The organism is Streptomyces sp. NPDC005784 (assembly GCF_042871525.1).
Taxonomy (GTDB): Bacteria; Actinomycetota; Actinomycetes; order Streptomycetales; family Streptomycetaceae; genus Streptomyces.
Genome location: NZ_JBIAIQ010000026.1, coordinates 72,820 through 89,060, shown reverse-complemented (window position 1 = coordinate 89,060; position 16,241 = coordinate 72,820). Strand labels below are relative to the sequence as shown.

Here is a 16,241-nt window from a genome sequence, read left to right as displayed (position 1 = left end):
TCGTGCACGGGAGCCGACTGTGGCGGGTGAGCCAACTCACAGGAGGTCAGGTCGTCGGGGCGTCGTGCCGGGGAGCAGGGGGCTCGAGCGCGCGATGCGCGGTCGACGGTCCGGACGCGCGCGGCGCCGTCGGCGTGCAGTCCTCCAGTGGTCGAACACGGCGACAGCCGGGCAAGGCCGTCGCCTCACCCCGTCCGCATGCCGGGCGGATTCACACGTGCCGGCGGCTCCCGCACAAGAACCGACTCCCCGGCTGCTCAAGCCGATCGAGCCGATCAAACTGGTCCAGCCGATCGAGCTGGACGAGGGATTCCGGGTCACTGGCCGGACGATCTCCCAGGCGTCCCCCTGGCCGGGAACTCGGGACGTGCGGGGACCAGCAACGTGAAGGTCGTCGGGTCGCTGTTCGCCAGGATGAGTCTGCCGCCCAGGGAGAGCGCCAGGTCGGCGGCGAGGGCGAGACCGATCCCGGTTCCGTGCTCGCCCCCGCTGTGGCCGCGGGCGAAGAGGTAGACCGGTTCGGTCGTCAGCGTTCCCTCGTCGGTGACGTCGAACGCCAGGGCGTCGTCGAGGTCCCGTACGGCGACGCGAACACTGCCGCGTCCATGCGTTCCGGCATTGTCGAGCAGGACGTCGAGGATCTCGGTCACCTGTCCGCCCGGCACCCGTACATCGTCCGGCGCGGTATCGCACACCAGGCGTCTGCCGTCCTGGGCGAAGAGTCCGTGCCAGCGCCGTTCCGCCTCTCGCAGGATCTGCTGCACGGGCCGGTCCGGCACCGCCCGGTGCGCCGAGGCCGGCGCACCGGCCAGCCGCAGCACCTCCTCCACTGTGTGGTGGAGCCTGCGGGTCGACTCCAGCGCCTCCTCCAGAACGGGGCGCAGGTCGGAGTCCTTGCCGAGCCCGGACTCCAGGGTGAGCTGAAGACCCGTCAGCGGGGTGCGCAGTTGGTGGGACGCGTTGGCGGTGAAATCCCTTTCGTGGCGCAGGAGTTCAGCGAGGCTGTGCAGCATCTGGTTGTGCGTGCGGGAGACCTGGTCGATTTCCGCGATGGTGCTGGAGGCGGCGCGCGCGGTCAGGTCGCCGTCGGTGACGGCCTGGCAGTGCCGGGAGAGAAGTCGCCCTGCGGCCCAAGGAGTTCGAGCTGCTGGCGGTCCTGGCCCAGCATGCCGGAGAAGCCGTGTCCCGCGAGACACTCATGTCCGAGGTGTGGGACGAGAACTGGTTCGGCTCCACGAAGACCCTCGACGTCACGATGGTGGGCCTGCGGCGCCGCCTCGCCGATGCCTCGGCCTCGTCTGGCACCGCGCTCCGACTGCCGCGCATCACCACACTGCGGGGCCATGGATACCGGCTCGAACCCCCTTCGGGGACCTGACCGAGGGATGGGCGGACGCAGACCGAAGGGAACTACGGCCTGTGTCCGGGACAGTCACACCGCGGTCCGCTCGGGTGCGAGACGGACAGCGCGCACTGTGCGCGTTGGGCGTCGTCGAGCATGTCGTCGCTGTCGGCCGCGGCGTTGGCCAGACCGACGCAGCAGAGGGCCAGCAGCAGTGCTCCGGCGACGATGGGGAGCAGGCGCCGGGGTGGGGGCGGCGCCAGCAGGGCCCGTACCCGCTGGGGCACGGCACCGCCGGTAGCGGCAAGCGCCCCGGTGCTGGACCGGCGGGACGTGGACGCGAGAGCCGCACGTCCCACCGCCCGAGCCACCACACCGCGGTTGCCGACCACGGCTGCCGCGTCTTCGTCGGCCCAGCGCTCCAGGGCGAAGCCACCCGCGTCGGCGAGTCGCCGCAGCAGCGGGTTGGCGGCCGCGGTGAGCTGCCACAGGGTCTGGAAGTGGTGGTGCCGGTGGCGCAGATGGGCCCTTTCGTGCGCGAGCAGGGCCTCACGTTCGTCCGAGGCAAGGCACTGGAGCATTCCGCGGGAGACGACGATCCGGCCCGGCGAGCCGGGGAGAGCGAAGGCCTGCGGTCTGTCGTCGTCGATGACGGACAACTCGTTTTCGTGGGGCATGCAGGCACACTCGCGCCGCGCCCAAAGGATGTGGCGAGTGCGCCGTACGAGCGCCAGGCCCAGGGAGACGACCTCCGCCGTCAGGATGAGGGCGCTGACCACCGCGACGGTGAAGTGGACCGGGTCCTCGGCACGCAGGGCGGGTACGGACCAGCGTCCCTCAGCGGCCACCTGGGGGATTTGCGCGACAGCGGTGAACGCGAGCAGGGCCATCGATCCCATCCAGCCGACCGTGGTCACCAGCGCCGCGCAAGCCAGGGCCCAGACGGCGGGGCGAGGAGCGAGCAGGCGAGCCACCCGTGGTGCGAGCACGGTCAATACGGCCGTGACGACGAGCGGAACGTAGACGCTGATCAGCACCGGTTCACTTCCTGCCGTCGACGTCGCCGGCGCCGTGGTGACCTTGGTGACCTTCGTGTGCGGACAGCAGATCATGCAGCAACTGCTCGTCCTGTTCGGACAGTTCGGAGACGAAGCGGCTCAGCACCGCCTCACGGTCGGAACCCTCTTCCAACAACGATTTCATGCGCTGCGCCGTGTGGGACGCCTCGTCGCGAACCGGTCCGTAGGCGTAGCCGCGGCCCTGGCGGTGCCGAAGGAGCATGCCCTTCTCGTACAGCCTGGACAGGATCGTCAGGACCGTCGTGTAGGCCAGGCCGTCCGGTAGCCGCTGAAGCACCTGACGGGCAGTCAACGGACCCTCGGCCGACCAGAGGGCGGCGAGTACGGAGCCCTCGAGTTCACCGCGGGCGCGCCTGCCGGATGCACCCCCGGCCCCCTCACCCTTGAGGTCATTCACCGTTCACCCTTCCGCCGCTGCGCCGTCAAGTAAGAATACCCGGTGACCTCCTACTAGATGTAGGAGGTATGCTCCCGTCCCAACCACGAGCTACTACATCTTGTAGTTGTGCGGCCTCCCACCTATGCAGAGGAAAGCCCATGGCCAACCGCGGACGAGCGCATCCGACACCAGCGGTCATGGGTGTGCCCCCTACATGGGTGTCGGCGGCGCACCCGGGCCGCGTCGCGATCGTCTCGGCGAGTGTCGGAGCCGGTCACGACGGCGCCGCCACGGAACTCGAGCGCCGCCTCACCGCGGATGGAATCGTCGTCGATCGATACGACCTGCTCGACCTCCTGCCCGCTCGTCTCGGCCGGGCCGCCAGGGACGCCTACCACTTGATGCTCGTCCGGGCGCCCTGGCTCTACCAGAGGATCTACTCCAGCACCGAGCGCGCCGGTGGCGGCGGCCGCGGCGCGCGAGCCCTGCTGAGGTCCGCCGAGAACCGCGTTCTGAAGGCCTTGCACCCGGACACCGGCGCCGTCGTCTCCACCTACCCAGGGGCCAGTCGCGTCCTGGGGAACCTCCGGCTCGACGGACGTCTGAACATCCCCGTCCTCACCTATCTGACGGACTTCTCGGTGCACCCGCTGTGGGTGGCGGACGGAGTGGACACCCATCTCGCCGCCCACGCCATACCTGGCGCCCAGGCGCGGGCGGCGGGAGCGCGGGACGTTCGCGTCTGCGGGCCCTTGGCCGACCCTCGCTTCCAGCTCTGCGACACACAGCGGCGCAGCCTCGCGCGGACGAGGTTCGGACTGCCGGCCACGGCTCCGCTCGCACTGCTGGTGGCCGGATCGTGGGGTGTCGGTCCCGTCCGGCAGGTCGCTCAGGAACTGCGCGACTGCGGCGCCGTGGTCCCGGTGGTCGTATGCGGCCACAACCAAGAACTGGCCGCGCGACTGCGCGCCGACGGTATCGAGCATGTCCACGGCTGGGTCGACGACATGCCCGCCCTGATGCACGCGGCCGACGTCCTCGTCCAGAACGCGGGCGGGCTCACCACCCTGGAGGCATTCTCCGCAGGGCTGCCCGTGGCCAGTTACGGCTGCATACCCGGCCACGGCCTGACCAACGCCGATGCCCTGGACGAGGCGGGCGTAGCGGTCTGGATACGCGACGAGGCCCAACTCAAGCGCGTCCTCAACGACTTGGTCAACGGGCCGCTCGGGCTGCACCAACGCGCGGCGGGGCTCTCGCTGTTCGCCGATTCCCCGGACCGCGGCCCGGCGGCGGAGATAGCCCGCGTTCTTCGCTCCGGGCAGCCGCCCGTGGTCCCGCCGCCCGCCACCCGGCGACGCACCCGGGCTCGGCGGCTCACCGCCACGACCGCCGTGGCCTGCGCCGTGTGGGCGTGCGCCGTCGGCACCGGGGTCGCCACAAGCTATGAGGGCACCACCCTGATGCACGCGCTGAGCCATGGTCTCGACCTGGACCTCGTCTCCGGCCACGGTCCGGGAGGGCACCACTCATGACGAGACTGTTCAGCAGGACATCCCTGCTCACAGCCGCCGCGACGGTATTGCCGGCCGCTCTGGTCACCGCCCACTGCGCTCCGGTCGTCTCCACCTTCGGGCCTTTGCGCAATCGCGTCATGCCCCGGCTCGCCGGTAAGGGCCGCGCGGATCACGTCGCCCTCACCTTCGACGACGGACCGGACCCCAAGTCCACGCCGTCGTTCCTGCGACTCCTCGCCGCGCGGCGCGTGCAGGCCACCTTCTTCCTTCTCGGAAGCGAGGCACACCGCTCCCCCGGACTGGTCCGCGAGATCGCCGCGGCAGGCCACGAAATAGGCGTGCACGGCTGGTTGCACCGCCCGTTGCTGCTGCGCGGCCCGCGCGCGACCTACACCGACCTCGCCCGGGCACGTGACACCGTCGCCGAGATCACGGGGAGGCAGCCCACGCTCTTCCGGCCCCCGTACGGCGTCATGTCGGGTTCGGCGCATATGGCGGCCCGCCGCCTCGGGCTCACCCCCGTGCTGTGGACATGCTGGGGCGAGGACTGGACCGCCAGGGCCACCCCGGAGTCGGTCCACCGCACCGTGGTCAGCGACCTGTACGGCGGAGGCACCGTGTTGCTCCATGACTCGGACTGCACCTCCGCGCCCGGCGCTTGGCGGTCCGCGCTGGGCGCTCTTCCGCGCATTCTCGACACCTGCGAGCAGCGAGGCCACGCAGTCGGTCCGCTCTGCGATCACGGGACCCCGGCCTCGGTTCTGGGCGACCGGCACGCCCCCGCGACGCCACACGAAGTCGTGTGACGCGGACGTACGAAGTCCCGGGATGAGGCCTGTGGAGGGTCACTCTGCTCTCCGGTAGGGGCTGACGCCGTTGCCTGCCGCGCCGATCCCCGCCCCGATCCCCACCCCGGCCGGGCCCAAGGCCTGGCCGGCTCCCACTCGGACCGCGGCCAGACGTGGGCGTGCAGAAACGGGTGCCGGAGATCATTGCCGGGGGGCGATCAGTCCTTGTAAAGCGCGGCGATCCGCGGCAGTCGGGCGGCGATCCTGCCGTGGTCGCCGAGTCGAAGTTCCAGGCGGGGTCGAGATCGGGGTAGTTGATGGCGAAGGCGTCGCCGGGGAGTTCCGTACCTGTTGCCGCCTTGTAGGCGTCCCAGGCGATGCCCCTGGTGGGTTGCCGGGGGTTACGCCATCGAGCTCGCGGTCGGCTATTCGTTCCGAGATCACAGCGATGTCGATCTCCTGTTGCTCCGGCGTGACCAACGGGGTGGTGCAGCAGGTGCTGCCCGCCTGGGAGTGGTGGGCGGCGGACCCGCCTGGGACTCTCAGGCCGTGGCAGCCCGGAGAGACCTTGTCCTCCGCCGTCCAGGACATCTGGTGCCGTCCCGGCCCTTCGGAGCCCTGGCGGATCCAGATCATGCTTGATGAGGCGGAGGGTCAGGACTGGTTTTCCAGGCGATGTGCCCAGGTGCGGCGTCCGGTCGACCTGTTGGGCAGGAACTCTCACGACGGCGTGCCCTACCTGGCGCCCGAGGTGCAGCTCTTCTACAAGGCTCACCAGCCCCGGCCGAAGGACGAAGAGGACTTCCGGGCTGCACTCCCAGCGCTCGATGCCAGTCAGCGACGGTGGCTGGCAACTGCCGTCGCGCAGGCGTATGGAGATCGTCCCTGGTGCGAGAAGCTTCAGTGAGTGGCGAGGCGGCACCTACCGGGGGTTGCTCTTTCACGGAATCGCGGGCAGAGCCTTGAAGATCCCCAGCCTCGCTCTTCGTCGCCACTTTGGTGCAGGCTCGACCAGGTGGCGGGCGGGGTGCCGTACGTGTAGGCGGCGACTGGGAGTTGCTGGCCAGCCAGCTTGGCGAGAGCCGACTCCAGTTCATGCGATTCCCGAAGAGCGCGTCCTCACGAAGAGGGGTAAAGCCAACACCTGGCCAGCCTATCTGCACGGCCATTGGCGCATTCCGGCATCCGGATCATCGGAAACTCTTCGAATGCACCGTCACGAAGAAGAGAAACACCTACTCACTGCAAGCGACGTCACACCGGCCTCGACTGAACCCTTCACCCAGATGATCCGTCAGATCGCCAAGTGCAACTGGAGTACTGGGGCACCAGCACCCGAACGGGCGACCCGGTCCCGCCTGTCGCCGCACCTCAGGTTTCGCTCAACCGTGCGAACGGAGGTGGGAGTCGGCGCTAGGGTCTCTCCTCGGCGACTGTAGAGGCCGTTGTCGACCAAAGAAAACCAAGGGGAACGCGTGCGCCGAATTTCGCGAATCATGTCGGCAGGCTGTGTCGCAGCGGCACTGCCGTCATCAACTCCACACCTGCGTCCGCCGCTGTGCCCGAGAAGATGAAACCCATGAGTTGCCCGATGACCAAGGGCTACGATTTTTCCGGCAGTCACAATTGCTACCGGGACCTGGAACCCCGTTCCGGCGGCGACAGCGGTACGACAATCAGCATCACCTTCCACAAGGGAAAGACGACGACGTCCACCGTGGGCGGAGCGGTCTCGGGCGAAGCGAAGGTGGTCTTCGTCAAGGCGTCGGCGTCGTTCGACTACCACTTCGCATGGCAGTGGACGAACAGCTCGACCTACACGTGGTCGTGGAAGGTGCCGAACAACATGAAGCGCGGTTACCTGCACGCAGGTGTGAAGGTCAAGTACACGAAGTGGAACGACAACCAGACGCAGCCCAACTGCACCACCAAGGTGCTGCGCAGTGGATCAGCGCGGCTGGTCTACAAGGGTCGCGAAACCTGGGACGGAAAGAGCTGATGCGCAGAAGACATCTGGCCGTACTGCCAGTCATCGTCATCCTGGCCGCCGGGTGTGAGGGAGGGGGAAATCCGGCTCCTGTGGGCAGCCCGTCGAAATCAGTGCTGGTGTCTGATCCGGACCGTCCTGACAGCGGAAAGGAGACGCCGGGCCATCTCGGACCCGGGACGGTCAAACTTCCTGTTTCTGCTGACCGGATCGCCGAACTAGGCGTCCGCTACGACTGTCTCGGACCTGGCGGTCTCACTGTCACCAGCGGAACCGGCCTCAGCGCCGAGGTCGGTGGCTGCGACGACAGCGCCACGTTCGGCGCCCGCATCAAGGCGAAGGATTTGCACGGCAGAAAATTCGCGGACACGGTCACCGTCACGGTCGGCAAGCGTACGAGGTGGCGTATGTCCGTGGACATCACCACCAAGGACGGTGTGAAGCAGACCGTCCACGGCTGATCGGGTTCGGACAATGCGACCGCTTCGCTGCGGCGGATCGGCTGTACGCGCCCTTCCGAATTGAACGCCCAAAGGCCTTTTGGATGGTCGCTCTCCTCGCTGGGTGAGGATGCCGATCCAGAGGAGTTCGAACGAGGCCCGGCCGTCCGGGGGTTGCCCCGTTCGGGGCGCGGGCTCCATTGCTCACGAACCGCTTGTCTCGCGCCCGGGATTTCCCATCTGACGGACCTTCATGTGAAGATGATCGCCGCCTGACGTCGGGGATCGGGCGCCTCTTCCAGGATCACGGGAGTTACGAGGCGCGCGCAGCCATGCCTCCGCCCAAGTGCCAGAACTCCATCGGATTTCGTTCCGCGAATGCCTATGTGTTGCGCGAAGGGGCTCGGACACACATGCATGACAAGACCTCGACGGGCACCCCGGAGAATGGTCGGGACCTGTCGCCTCCGGTTCGGTCGGCGCCCGCACCATCCCGGGCGGAGGACGCTCCGGCCGCAACCGACCGCCGCCACAACAGCATCACAGTTGCGTTGAGGGTATTGATCGGCCTGATCACAGCGGCGGTCGGCACACTGGTGGTCTATCTGTTCTGGGTCATCACCATGATGGGTGGTGGCTGGTATTTACTCGTCGGCACTGTCCTTCTCTGCGCACCCGCCCCTGTGCTCCACCTGATCACACGGCTCCAGAACAAGCAGCGTTGACATCTCCCAGCCGCACGATTCTTTGCCGTAGCCACCTTTGACCGCTCGCTCCACGGCGCTCCTCCCGACCTGACCGAGTGCTCGTCCGGACGTATGCCTCGGGGCCATGCGCGCCGACCTTCCAGTCGGGGTTCCCGCGTTCCCAGTGGCCGGGATTCTGGCGGCTCGGGACGAAAAAACAACCCAGGCTGATGGTCGCTGCGTGGTTACTGACTTCGGCTCGTCAGGGCGATCTTTCTCGAAGGCCCTGATGAGCCGGGAGTGTTGTCTGTATCCCGTGATGTATGAGGTATGCGGATGGCGGCGGGCTGACCCGTGCGGGACGTCGGCGCCGGGAGACGGTCCGGATACAGGCGGCCGAGCTGTTCGAGCAGAACATCAAGCCGCCGGATATTGCACGGAGCCTGCGGGTGAGCCTGAAGTCGGCCTACCAGTGGTACCAGCTGTGGCGGGACGGAGGCGTGCAGGCTCTGGCCTCTCGTGGCCGAGCGGATAGCGATGCCGCCTGTCCCCGCGCTGTCTGGAAAAGCTGGCCGCGTACCTCGATGAAGTGACAGCCGCGCACGGCTGGGTGGAGGACCAGGTGTGGACCGCGGCGAGGGTGGCCACGCTGATCGGCAGGAAGTTCCACGCCTCCTACAGCGTCTCGCGTGCCACCCGGCTGATGCACCGGCTCGGCTTCAGCCCGCAGATCCCCGTACGGCGGGTGGCCGAGCGCGACGAGCAGGCCGTCACCGGCCAGAGCCTGATTCAAGACACTCCCCGTACTGGCGCCCTGACTGCGTGACGGACCGATCGCGGCCCGACGGCCCGGATCGTGTTCGTGGGCATCAGATCCGGGGCGCGCCGGACGGTCTGTCCGGCCGGCCCCGGTCAGTGCGGGCCGGCCGGTGGGCCGAGACGGTGCGAAGGGACTCGCGGTGTGCCCCGGTTCGTTCAGCTCAGGCGCCACTGCTGGTTGGCGCCCCCGTTGCAGTCCCACAGCTCCAGCTGCGTGCCGTTGACGTTGCCGGCCGGCTGGTCGCCGCCGGTGACGTCGAGGCACAGGCCGGACTGGACGCCGGTGATCGTGCCGTCGGCGTTCAGGCGCCATTGCTGGTTCGTGCCGCCGTTGCAGGTCCACAGTTCGACCTTGGTGCCCGCGGTGGTCGCGGCGCCGGTGGCGTCCAGGCACTGCGTGCCTCCGTACAGCCGCAGTTCACCGGCCGCGGTCAGGGTGGCCTTCTGGTTGGCGCCGCCGTTGCAGTCCCAGATCTCGATCTTCGTGCCGGGCGCGGTCTGGTTGTCGAACGCCTCGAGGCAGCGGCCGGAGGAAGCACCGACGAGGGCGTGCGTGCTGCCGGTGCTGGTGGCCGAGCCGGTGGACACCCGGAACAGGACCGTGCCGTGGTCGGGCACCGTGGCCGAGATCGCACCGCTGGTGGTGGTCTTCACATGCGACCACAGGTTGTCCAGGCTGTAGCCGGCGGGCGAGGCGGGCAGGCCGACCGCCGACGCGGTCGTGGAGATGGTGGCCGCGCCGGAGTTCTCGTTGAACAGCGCCACCGACACGTCGCCGCCGGCCAGCGGTTTGGCCAGTACGTTCAGGCCTCCGGCGGAGGATACCTGCACCCCCTGCTTGCCGAGCGCGTCCTGGTCGACCGCGACGACGTCCCGGTCCCCGAGGATGGACGCAGTGGCGGCAGTGGAGTTGGGCAGGTCGTTGCCCGTGATCAGCGGGGCCGCCATCTCGGCCCAGAGACTGAACTCGCTGCGGTCCTCCCTGAACGACATGCCGCCGTTGCCGACCTCGAGCATGTCGGGATCATTCCAGCCACCGGGGCCGGCGTACTGCGCCAGCTTGACGTTGGCGTGAAAGATCGACAGCAGGGAGCCGTAACTGTCGTTGATGTCGCCGGTGGTGCGCCACATGTTGCCCACGCCCGCGCCCCACGTCCACACGTTGTCCACGCCCCACTCGCACAGGCTGAACACAATGGCGCGGCCGCTGCCGGCCAGGGCGTCGCGCATGGTGGTGTCGCGCCGCTGGGCCGAGGTCCCGTCGTCGTTGCAGTTGTCGTACTTGAGCAGGTCCACGCCCCAGGAGGCGAAGCTGTTTGCGTCGGTCTGCTCGTGGCCGAGGCTGCCGGGGTAGCCGGCGCAGGTCTTCGTGCCCGCGCTCTCGTAGATGCCCAGCTTCAGGCCCTTGCCGTGCACGTACGCAGCGGTGCCGCTGATGCCGTCCGGGAACTTGACGGGGTCCGGCACGAGACGGCCGGCGGAGTCGCGGCTGCCGGCCATCCAGCAGTCGTCGATGTCGACGTAGGTGTAGCCGGCCGCGGCCAGCCCGGAGGAGACCAGGTAGTCGGCGACGGATTCGACCTTCTGCTCGGTGACGTTGCATCCGAACTTGTTCCAGCTGTTCCAGCCCATCGGCGGGGTCAGGGCCAGCCCATTGGGCAGCGCGTCGGCCTGTGGTGCGGCGCCCAGGACCCAGGCGGCTGGAGCAATGAGCAGGGCCAGGACGGTGCCGACCGCGGTACCGGTGCGTCTGCGGGCGGGGTTACGGCGGCTGCCGGTGCCGGTGCGGGCCGAGACGTACTCAGGGTGGAATGCGCGGCGTGTCCGGAGTGTGCGGGCCATGTGGAGCGTGCGGGGCATGTGGAGGCGCACGTTGTCCTTCTTTCGGATGGGGGCTACCCAATGGGCACTCAGGCTCGCGGACAGGCTTGAGTGACCCCGCGTCAGGTGTGAGAACAGCCGAAGGGGTGACAAAGACGCATGATGGGTAAGGGTGGAAAGTTTTGGATTCTGTGCGAATGACGGGCCATACCGTCGCAGTCCACACAGGCTCCGTCAAGGGTGTACACAGCAACCGGAGCGAAACTCTGGTGCCGGTACTCATCGGCGTCTTCGTCGACCAGGCCGTGAGCAGCGGCGACAGTCGGCTGCTGCTGTGGCCGGCCGTCCTCACCGTCCGCCACATCTGCCTGTCATGGAGTTTCCGGCTGGGCGCCCGGGCCGGCGGACGCGGCGCGCCGCATGGCGAACACTGCGCGCCGCGGAGACCGCCCACGACTGCGCCTCGGCCGTCGGCCGGGAACTCGATTCTCCGGCCGGAGCGGAGCAGGGACGGCTGCGCGGCGCGCTCGCGTACGTCCTCCCCACCGGCTCGTCAGGGCGCCGATCGTGCTGGTCTGGGACCGCCTGAGCACTCACGTCTCCCACGCCATACGCGAGCTGATCCACGAGCGCGCATGGCTGACGGTGTTCCTGCTGCCCGCCTGCTCGCCCGATCTCAACCCCGTCGAGTGGGTCTGGGCCCACGTCAAGCGCAGTCTGGCCAACCTCGCCGTCGTCGCCCTCGACCGACTCGAGGCCCTCGTCCGTAACCGGCTCAAGCGCCTGCAATACCGGCCTGACACCCTCGACGGCTTCATAGCCGGCACCGGCCTGGCCATCGACGACCCAACGTCACCCTAACGAGCCGAAGTCAGTAACGTGACGGCATGGGACGACGTCGATATCGGCACTTGGTTGTTGGGCCCGAGCGTTTCCGGTGGTGGGTCGGCCATCACCATGTGCCGGACTCGGACCCTGGCAGTGTGGCCGGACACTCATGCCAGGAGGTCCTCGCGTTCGCGCGCGAGGGCTCACCAGGTGCCATCCGCATCGTCTTCGCTTCCGGTCCCGATCGCGTGGTGGGCGGCGGTGGTTGGGGTGCTCACGAGGGAGGCGTCAGCCGGTTGAACGGCGGCGGGTATCTCAATCTCCACAGGCCCGCGGCCGTAAGAGCGTTGATCGACGAGGTCTTGGCGGATGGGCAGCGCTTCGGGCACGCCACCCATGTTGATGGGTGGCGGTTCTTCGAGGCTGTGCTCACTCGTCTGCCGCCGGAGCGACAGGAAGCGTCACCCGATCCATCCGGGTGAGGCTGTCCGGGTGCGGACAGGTGAGACCTCCCTGCGCGGACGGATGAGGTGAGCGCGACGCCGATCTTCGGTACCCCCGCACGTCTTCGGCCAGCCGTCGTGGCGTCCGATGGCGTGTCCCACTCGCGGTGGATGCGGTGATCGGTGACATAGAGGCGAATTGGCGCGAGGCTGGAAACCCGCTGGCCCGAGGGAACTCCGCGGGCGACGTGGACGGGACCGTGGCAGGGGACCCGGCGACGGTCGGTGCCCATCGCCTCGCCGCCGCGACCACTGGAAACGGGCCACGGTGGCGATCCACTTCGCGCGACGAGTGGGCATTCCATGGACCGGGCCTACGATTGTGTCGACCGACAAGCCATACCATCTGTTGAGGCCCGACACACCGGGACGCATACGGGTACAACTGGCTTGTCCCTCACCGCCGATCCGGCCCTCCTTGCGAGGCTGTGGCGCACTGAGCCACACGTGCCCTCCGAGGCAGGCCAAGACGCGAAAGGCAGCGACGTGGTGCAGTGGCAGGGGACCAACTTCACCGTGGACGGACACGAGCCGACCAGCGCCGAGGAGTACTACCAGATCGGCCTGCACTGCTGGAACAGCGCTCAACACCATGGTGCGGACGTCTTCTTCCTGGAAGCCGCGGCGTCCACCGGCCACAGTGCCGCGATCGAGCTGCTGGGACACATCGACTATGTGCAGGGGCGGTACGCGAGCGCGGTGCCACGACTTCGGCACAGCAGCGCTTCGCCGCGAGCGGCCTACTACCTCGCTTCGCTCTACCACCAGGGCTGCCCCCAAGCGGGCATCGTCCAGTCGTTGGACGAAGCGGCCCGCTGGTATCACGCCTCGGCCGAACTGGGCGAGCCCGAAGCGATGCTCGCCCTGGGCGACCTGTACTTGGAGCGGCTGCTGCCTCTCAACCGGGCCCCGGCAGAACATGCCCTGGAGCAGTTCCTTGCGGCCGCCGCGCGCAGCCACCCGTACGCCCAGTACCGTGCCGCAGAGGTCTACCGCACCCTCTACCAGGACAGCGAACGAGCCGCTGTGATGTACCAGTCCTGTGTGGACAACCCGAGGACCGGGCGCCACGCACTGGGCTCGATGATGATGCTCGAGAGTCAGGCGCACCTGCGGGAGATATCAGCTGTCAGGACAGCCCGCCTGCAGCAGCAGCGGCGTGACACCGTCAACCCCGCGCAGCGCCGGGACAACTTCAACCTCTGATCTTGGACAGTGCTCCGCCGTTTACGGCGGGGGTGAAGGCCGTCTCAGGGCTGCTCCGACCGGCGCGGGTGGACGGATTCGCAGTGTTGTTCTCAGGCGGCGGGGCGTTGCTGGTTCTCGATGTACTGCTTGACGACTGTCAGCGGTGCCCCGCCGCGCAGGACCGGGCGAAGCAGGAGTCGGACCAGAAGTGACCGCCCCACAGGTACCGGTGGACGTGGATGTCTTAACTCCCGGCGCAGATGGTCGGCATTTGGGTTCCGTCATCGCGACATAAACCAAAACTGTATGGTTTTAGCCGTGCGTGATCGAGGCTTGGAGAAGCAGCAGTTCGGGCACCGTGCCCGGCTTGCACTGACTCCTGCCGACGCCCTCAAGGCTGACGACCAGGCGCACGCGGCCCGCACGATGTGGAATCTCCTGCACGCCTGGTGGCAGATGATGCCGAAGGAGAAGCGGACTCTGGCGAACGCGGATGCCGCGATCCGACAGGCCCGCAAGGACATCGGTTTCCTCGCCGTCCTTCCCGCCCAGGCCGCGCAGGCGGTGTTGAAGACGTATTTCCAGGCGTGGAAGAACTGCTGGGACGGCCGGTCGGACGCCCCGAACTTCAAGGCCCGCCTCCGCAGCACCCTGACCGTGGATGTGCCGCAGGGCCGGGACCTGAACATCACCCGCGTGCACCGCCGATGGGGCCTGGCCAATCTGCCGAAGATCGGCCGCGTCCGCTTCCGCTGGACCAAAGACCTCCCCGTCGGCAAGCGCGCCGACGCAGAGAACCGGATCACTGGTGCCCGCCTGGTCAAGGACGCGCTCGGCTGGCACATCGCCTTCCGCGTCCAGACCCTCGAAAAGACGCCGGAAACCCACCAGGGGCCGGAGATCGGCATCGACGTCGGCATCACCGTGCCCCTCGCCCTCTCCGACGGAGCAACGTACGAGCACGGCGAATGGCTGACCGACCGGGAACAGGCCAGGCTCCTGGGGCTGGAGCAGCGCGCCGCCCGTCGCAAGAAGCACCGCAGGCCCGGTGAACGCACCTCCCGCCGGTTGCAACACACCTACGACCAGATCGCAGGACTGCGCGCGAAAGCCAAGCGCCGGGCTGCGGACTGGCAGCACAAAACCACCACCCACATCGCCCGCATGTACAGCGTCGCGGTGGTGGAGGCATTGCAGATCACGAACATGGTCAAGTCCGCCAGAGGGACCGTCGAGGAGCCGGGAAAGAACGTCGCCCAGAAATCCGGGCTGAACCGCTCGATCAGCGGGGAGGCGTGGGGCCGCACGGTCACCCTGCTGACGTACAAGACCGCCCGCCAGGGCGGCACCCTGGCCAAGGTCCCCGCCCCGAACACCTCCCGACGCTGCTCCGCATGCGGCTTCACCACCCCCGGCAGCCGGGAGACCCAGGCCCTGTTCGTGTGCAAGAACCCCGACTGCGGATGGTCCGGCAACGCCGACCACAACGCGGCCCAAAACATCCTGCACCTGTACCGGACGGGCCACGCGCTCGTCCCGGCTGCCGGGAGGGCAGTCGCCAGGCGCGCACCGCGCGTCAAGCCCGCCACCGCAAGGTAGACGGGAATCTTCCTGCTTCAGCCGGGAGAGCACTTCAATGAAGCCCCATGTTCATCAGAATCAGATTCAGATCAGGAGTAGGACCGCGCCACCGGGCAGAGCCCGACCACGACCGCCCGCAGCGACGTGCTCCCTCCGGTCAGCTGCACGCCAGGACCCACGAGAAGACTGCGACCGCCCGCACAAGGTGTTCCGTTTCCTCCGTCTGGACCAACAGCGCGCCCGGTACGTGGGACAGTTCCCAGGAAGCCGGGTCCGCGGGTTCGCGCGGCTCCGCCGACCACAGGCGCCCGATCTCCTCGGTGTCGGCCCTCAGCCTGGCGCACGCATCGGCCGTGGCGCCGAGGACCCGGGCCAGCGGGCCTGCGATTCCCGGGCCGTCGCTCGGCAGTTTGTCGGCTGCTACGGACAGGGCAGCGGCGGTCTCGGCCAGGCGCGACGCCCGCTCCAGCCAACTCGATGCCGGGCGACCGAAGGCGGCGCTCGTGTCGGGCGGTGGTTCCCAGTCCCGGCCGATCCGCGCGCCCACCGACCGTTCCTGCTCGGTGGGGTGCCATGTCCCCTGCTCCCGCAGATCGTCCGCCCTCCCCATGGCCGTCCGGGCCAGGGCAAGGGCCGCCGGCCAGTCGCCGAGCTCCCAGTCGGGCGTCGCCCGCAACTCCCGGACACGGTAGCCGAGCGTCAGTCGCACCCCGGTTGGGCGCGGCCGCGGAGGATCGGTCTCGACATGGGCCTGCAGTACGTGCCTGATGCCGGCCACCGATGCGGCGCTACCGACTCCGATCCCAGCTTTGCGGGCGGCATCGGGCAGCGGACCTGTGTCCAACGGATCGGCCCCCTGGACGCAGTAGCCCTTGGCGTCAGACAGGGGGACCTGATCGACCAGGACCCCGGCATCGTAGGCGGCCCGCCAGAGCACCAGGCCCACCGTGATGTGCCTGGCGCTCCCCCACGGCCACTTCACCCGCGGACCGGGATCCGCGTAGAACCGCCGGGGTACATGCGCGCCGAAGCCGCGATCGCACTCCTCGTGCCAGGCGACCAGCAGGCGTGCCTGGTGACATGCCCGCTCCCACGCCCCGCAGCCGTAGGCGACCTGGTGCCCCGACTCCCACCCCTCCACGTCCACGTTCACGGGGCGAACCGTACCCGGCCCCCACCAGCGCACGCGCCCCTCGTGGATCCGCTCTCTGTCTTCGTCCCCTGATTTCCTGTCGAGCCGTCTGCCGTTCCGCCGCCGAGGCCCGCAGCGGTGAATGCAGATT

15 protein-coding genes and 2 pseudogenes are annotated in these 16,241 nt (G+C 68.5%); 12 read left to right on the top strand and 5 right to left on the bottom strand.

The features are described 5' to 3' along the window. Positions 1 to 317: 317 nt before the first annotated feature. Complete coding sequence (locus ACFYR3_RS31825; RefSeq protein ID WP_389285421.1) at positions 318 to 1,013, bottom strand: sensor histidine kinase; 696 nt, start codon at positions 1,011 to 1,013, stop codon at positions 318 to 320. 98 nt (positions 1,014 to 1,111) lie between these two features. Between ACFYR3_RS31825 and ACFYR3_RS31820 the strand changes: the two are divergent. Continuing rightward, positions 1,112 to 1,378: pseudogene (locus tag ACFYR3_RS31820) on the top strand (helix-turn-helix domain-containing protein); the annotation flags it as partial. Positions 1,379 to 1,410: 32 nt separating this feature from the next. Here ACFYR3_RS31820 and ACFYR3_RS31815 read toward each other — a convergent pair. Both ACFYR3_RS31815 and ACFYR3_RS31810 read right to left on the bottom strand, forming a co-directional pair. Then, positions 1,411 to 2,379 carry a M48 family metalloprotease gene (locus ACFYR3_RS31815; protein ID WP_355843042.1) on the bottom strand — a complete coding sequence of 323 codons (969 nt, stop codon included), beginning with the start codon at positions 2,377 to 2,379 and terminating at the stop codon, positions 1,411 to 1,413. Between the two features lie 4 nt (positions 2,380 to 2,383). Continuing rightward, complete coding sequence (locus ACFYR3_RS31810) at positions 2,384 to 2,818, bottom strand: BlaI/MecI/CopY family transcriptional regulator (protein WP_355843045.1); 435 nt, start codon at positions 2,816 to 2,818, stop codon at positions 2,384 to 2,386. A gap of 140 nt (positions 2,819 to 2,958) precedes the next feature. Here ACFYR3_RS31810 and ACFYR3_RS31805 point away from each other — a divergent pair, with 140 nt between their 5' ends. The 8 genes and pseudogenes from ACFYR3_RS31805 to ACFYR3_RS31770 all read left to right on the top strand — a co-directional run bounded on the left by ACFYR3_RS31805 (position 2,959) and on the right by ACFYR3_RS31770 (position 9,044). Beyond that, entirely contained in the window at positions 2,959 to 4,335 is a 1,377-nt protein-coding gene (locus tag ACFYR3_RS31805; RefSeq protein ID WP_389285382.1) for a glycosyltransferase, read from the top strand. Beyond that, the gene (locus ACFYR3_RS31800) at positions 4,332 to 5,123 is read left to right on the top strand and encodes a polysaccharide deacetylase family protein (protein ID WP_355843051.1); all 792 of its coding nucleotides are present in this window, start codon (positions 4,332 to 4,334) and stop codon (positions 5,121 to 5,123) included. Before ACFYR3_RS31805 ends, ACFYR3_RS31800 begins: the two co-directional genes overlap by 4 nt. Positions 5,124 to 5,453: 330 nt before the next feature. Beyond that, positions 5,454 to 6,012 (top strand): annotated as a pseudogene (locus ACFYR3_RS31795) (nucleotidyltransferase domain-containing protein). 684 nt (positions 6,013 to 6,696) lie between these two features. Next, a complete protein-coding gene (locus ACFYR3_RS31790; protein ID WP_355843054.1) occupies positions 6,697 to 7,104 on the top strand; it encodes a hypothetical protein in 408 nt (135 codons plus the stop codon). Positions 7,105 to 7,211: 107 nt separating this feature from the next. Continuing rightward, positions 7,212 to 7,553, top strand: coding sequence for a hypothetical protein (locus ACFYR3_RS31785; protein WP_147467569.1), 342 nt, complete (start codon positions 7,212 to 7,214; stop codon positions 7,551 to 7,553). A gap of 392 nt (positions 7,554 to 7,945) precedes the next feature. Then, positions 7,946 to 8,257: a hypothetical protein gene (locus ACFYR3_RS31780; protein ID WP_389285379.1), complete on the top strand. Its 312-nt coding sequence runs from the start codon at positions 7,946 to 7,948 to the stop codon at positions 8,255 to 8,257. Positions 8,258 to 8,541: 284 nt separating this feature from the next. After that, positions 8,542 to 8,811: a helix-turn-helix domain-containing protein gene (locus tag ACFYR3_RS31775; protein WP_389285377.1), complete on the top strand. Its 270-nt coding sequence runs from the start codon at positions 8,542 to 8,544 to the stop codon at positions 8,809 to 8,811. Then, positions 8,808 to 9,044: a winged helix-turn-helix domain-containing protein gene (locus ACFYR3_RS31770; RefSeq protein WP_389285375.1), complete on the top strand. Its 237-nt coding sequence runs from the start codon at positions 8,808 to 8,810 to the stop codon at positions 9,042 to 9,044. The genes ACFYR3_RS31775 and ACFYR3_RS31770 overlap by 4 nt, the downstream gene beginning before the upstream one ends. 149 nt (positions 9,045 to 9,193) lie before the next feature. Here the strand turns inward: ACFYR3_RS31770 and ACFYR3_RS31765 are convergent, their stop codons facing one another. Further along, a complete protein-coding gene (locus ACFYR3_RS31765) occupies positions 9,194 to 10,879 on the bottom strand; it encodes a glycoside hydrolase family 27 protein (RefSeq protein ID WP_389285419.1) in 1,686 nt (561 codons plus the stop codon). A gap of 399 nt (positions 10,880 to 11,278) precedes the next feature. On the opposite strand from ACFYR3_RS31765, the gene ACFYR3_RS31760 reads away from it, so the two are divergent. From ACFYR3_RS31760 to ACFYR3_RS31750, 3 genes are all read left to right on the top strand, one after another. Continuing rightward, complete coding sequence (locus ACFYR3_RS31760; RefSeq protein WP_389285373.1) at positions 11,279 to 11,719, top strand: transposase; 441 nt, start codon at positions 11,279 to 11,281, stop codon at positions 11,717 to 11,719. Positions 11,720 to 12,636: 917 nt separating this feature from the next. Beyond that, on the top strand, positions 12,637 to 13,395 hold the full coding sequence (locus tag ACFYR3_RS31755; RefSeq protein WP_389285371.1) for a tetratricopeptide repeat protein: 759 nt from the start codon (positions 12,637 to 12,639) through the stop codon (positions 13,393 to 13,395). Between the two features lie 354 nt (positions 13,396 to 13,749). Next, on the top strand, positions 13,750 to 14,976 hold the full coding sequence (locus ACFYR3_RS31750; RefSeq protein WP_389285417.1) for an RNA-guided endonuclease InsQ/TnpB family protein: 1,227 nt from the start codon (positions 13,750 to 13,752) through the stop codon (positions 14,974 to 14,976). A gap of 139 nt (positions 14,977 to 15,115) precedes the next feature. Here ACFYR3_RS31750 and ACFYR3_RS31745 read toward each other — a convergent pair whose 3' ends face one another. Continuing rightward, positions 15,116 to 16,111, bottom strand: coding sequence for a hypothetical protein (locus ACFYR3_RS31745; protein WP_389285369.1), 996 nt, complete (start codon positions 16,109 to 16,111; stop codon positions 15,116 to 15,118). Positions 16,112 to 16,241: the final 130 nt, after the last annotated feature.

Coding starts and splice junctions, on each gene's coding strand:
- ACFYR3_RS31825 (WP_389285421.1), bottom strand. CDS start 1,013: ATGCTGCACAGCCTCGCTGAACTCCTGCGCCACGAAAGGGATTTCACC.
- ACFYR3_RS31805 (WP_389285382.1), top strand. CDS start 2,959: ATGGCCAACCGCGGACGAGCGCATCCGACACCAGCGGTCATGGGTGTG.
- ACFYR3_RS31800 (WP_355843051.1), top strand. CDS start 4,332: ATGACGAGACTGTTCAGCAGGACATCCCTGCTCACAGCCGCCGCGACG.
- ACFYR3_RS31790 (WP_355843054.1), top strand. CDS start 6,697: ATGACCAAGGGCTACGATTTTTCCGGCAGTCACAATTGCTACCGGGAC.
- ACFYR3_RS31780 (WP_389285379.1), top strand. CDS start 7,946: ATGCATGACAAGACCTCGACGGGCACCCCGGAGAATGGTCGGGACCTG.
- ACFYR3_RS31775 (WP_389285377.1), top strand. CDS start 8,542: ATGAGGTATGCGGATGGCGGCGGGCTGACCCGTGCGGGACGTCGGCGC.
- ACFYR3_RS31765 (WP_389285419.1), bottom strand. CDS start 10,879: ATGGCCCGCACACTCCGGACACGCCGCGCATTCCACCCTGAGTACGTC.
- ACFYR3_RS31760 (WP_389285373.1), top strand. CDS start 11,279: ATGGCGAACACTGCGCGCCGCGGAGACCGCCCACGACTGCGCCTCGGC.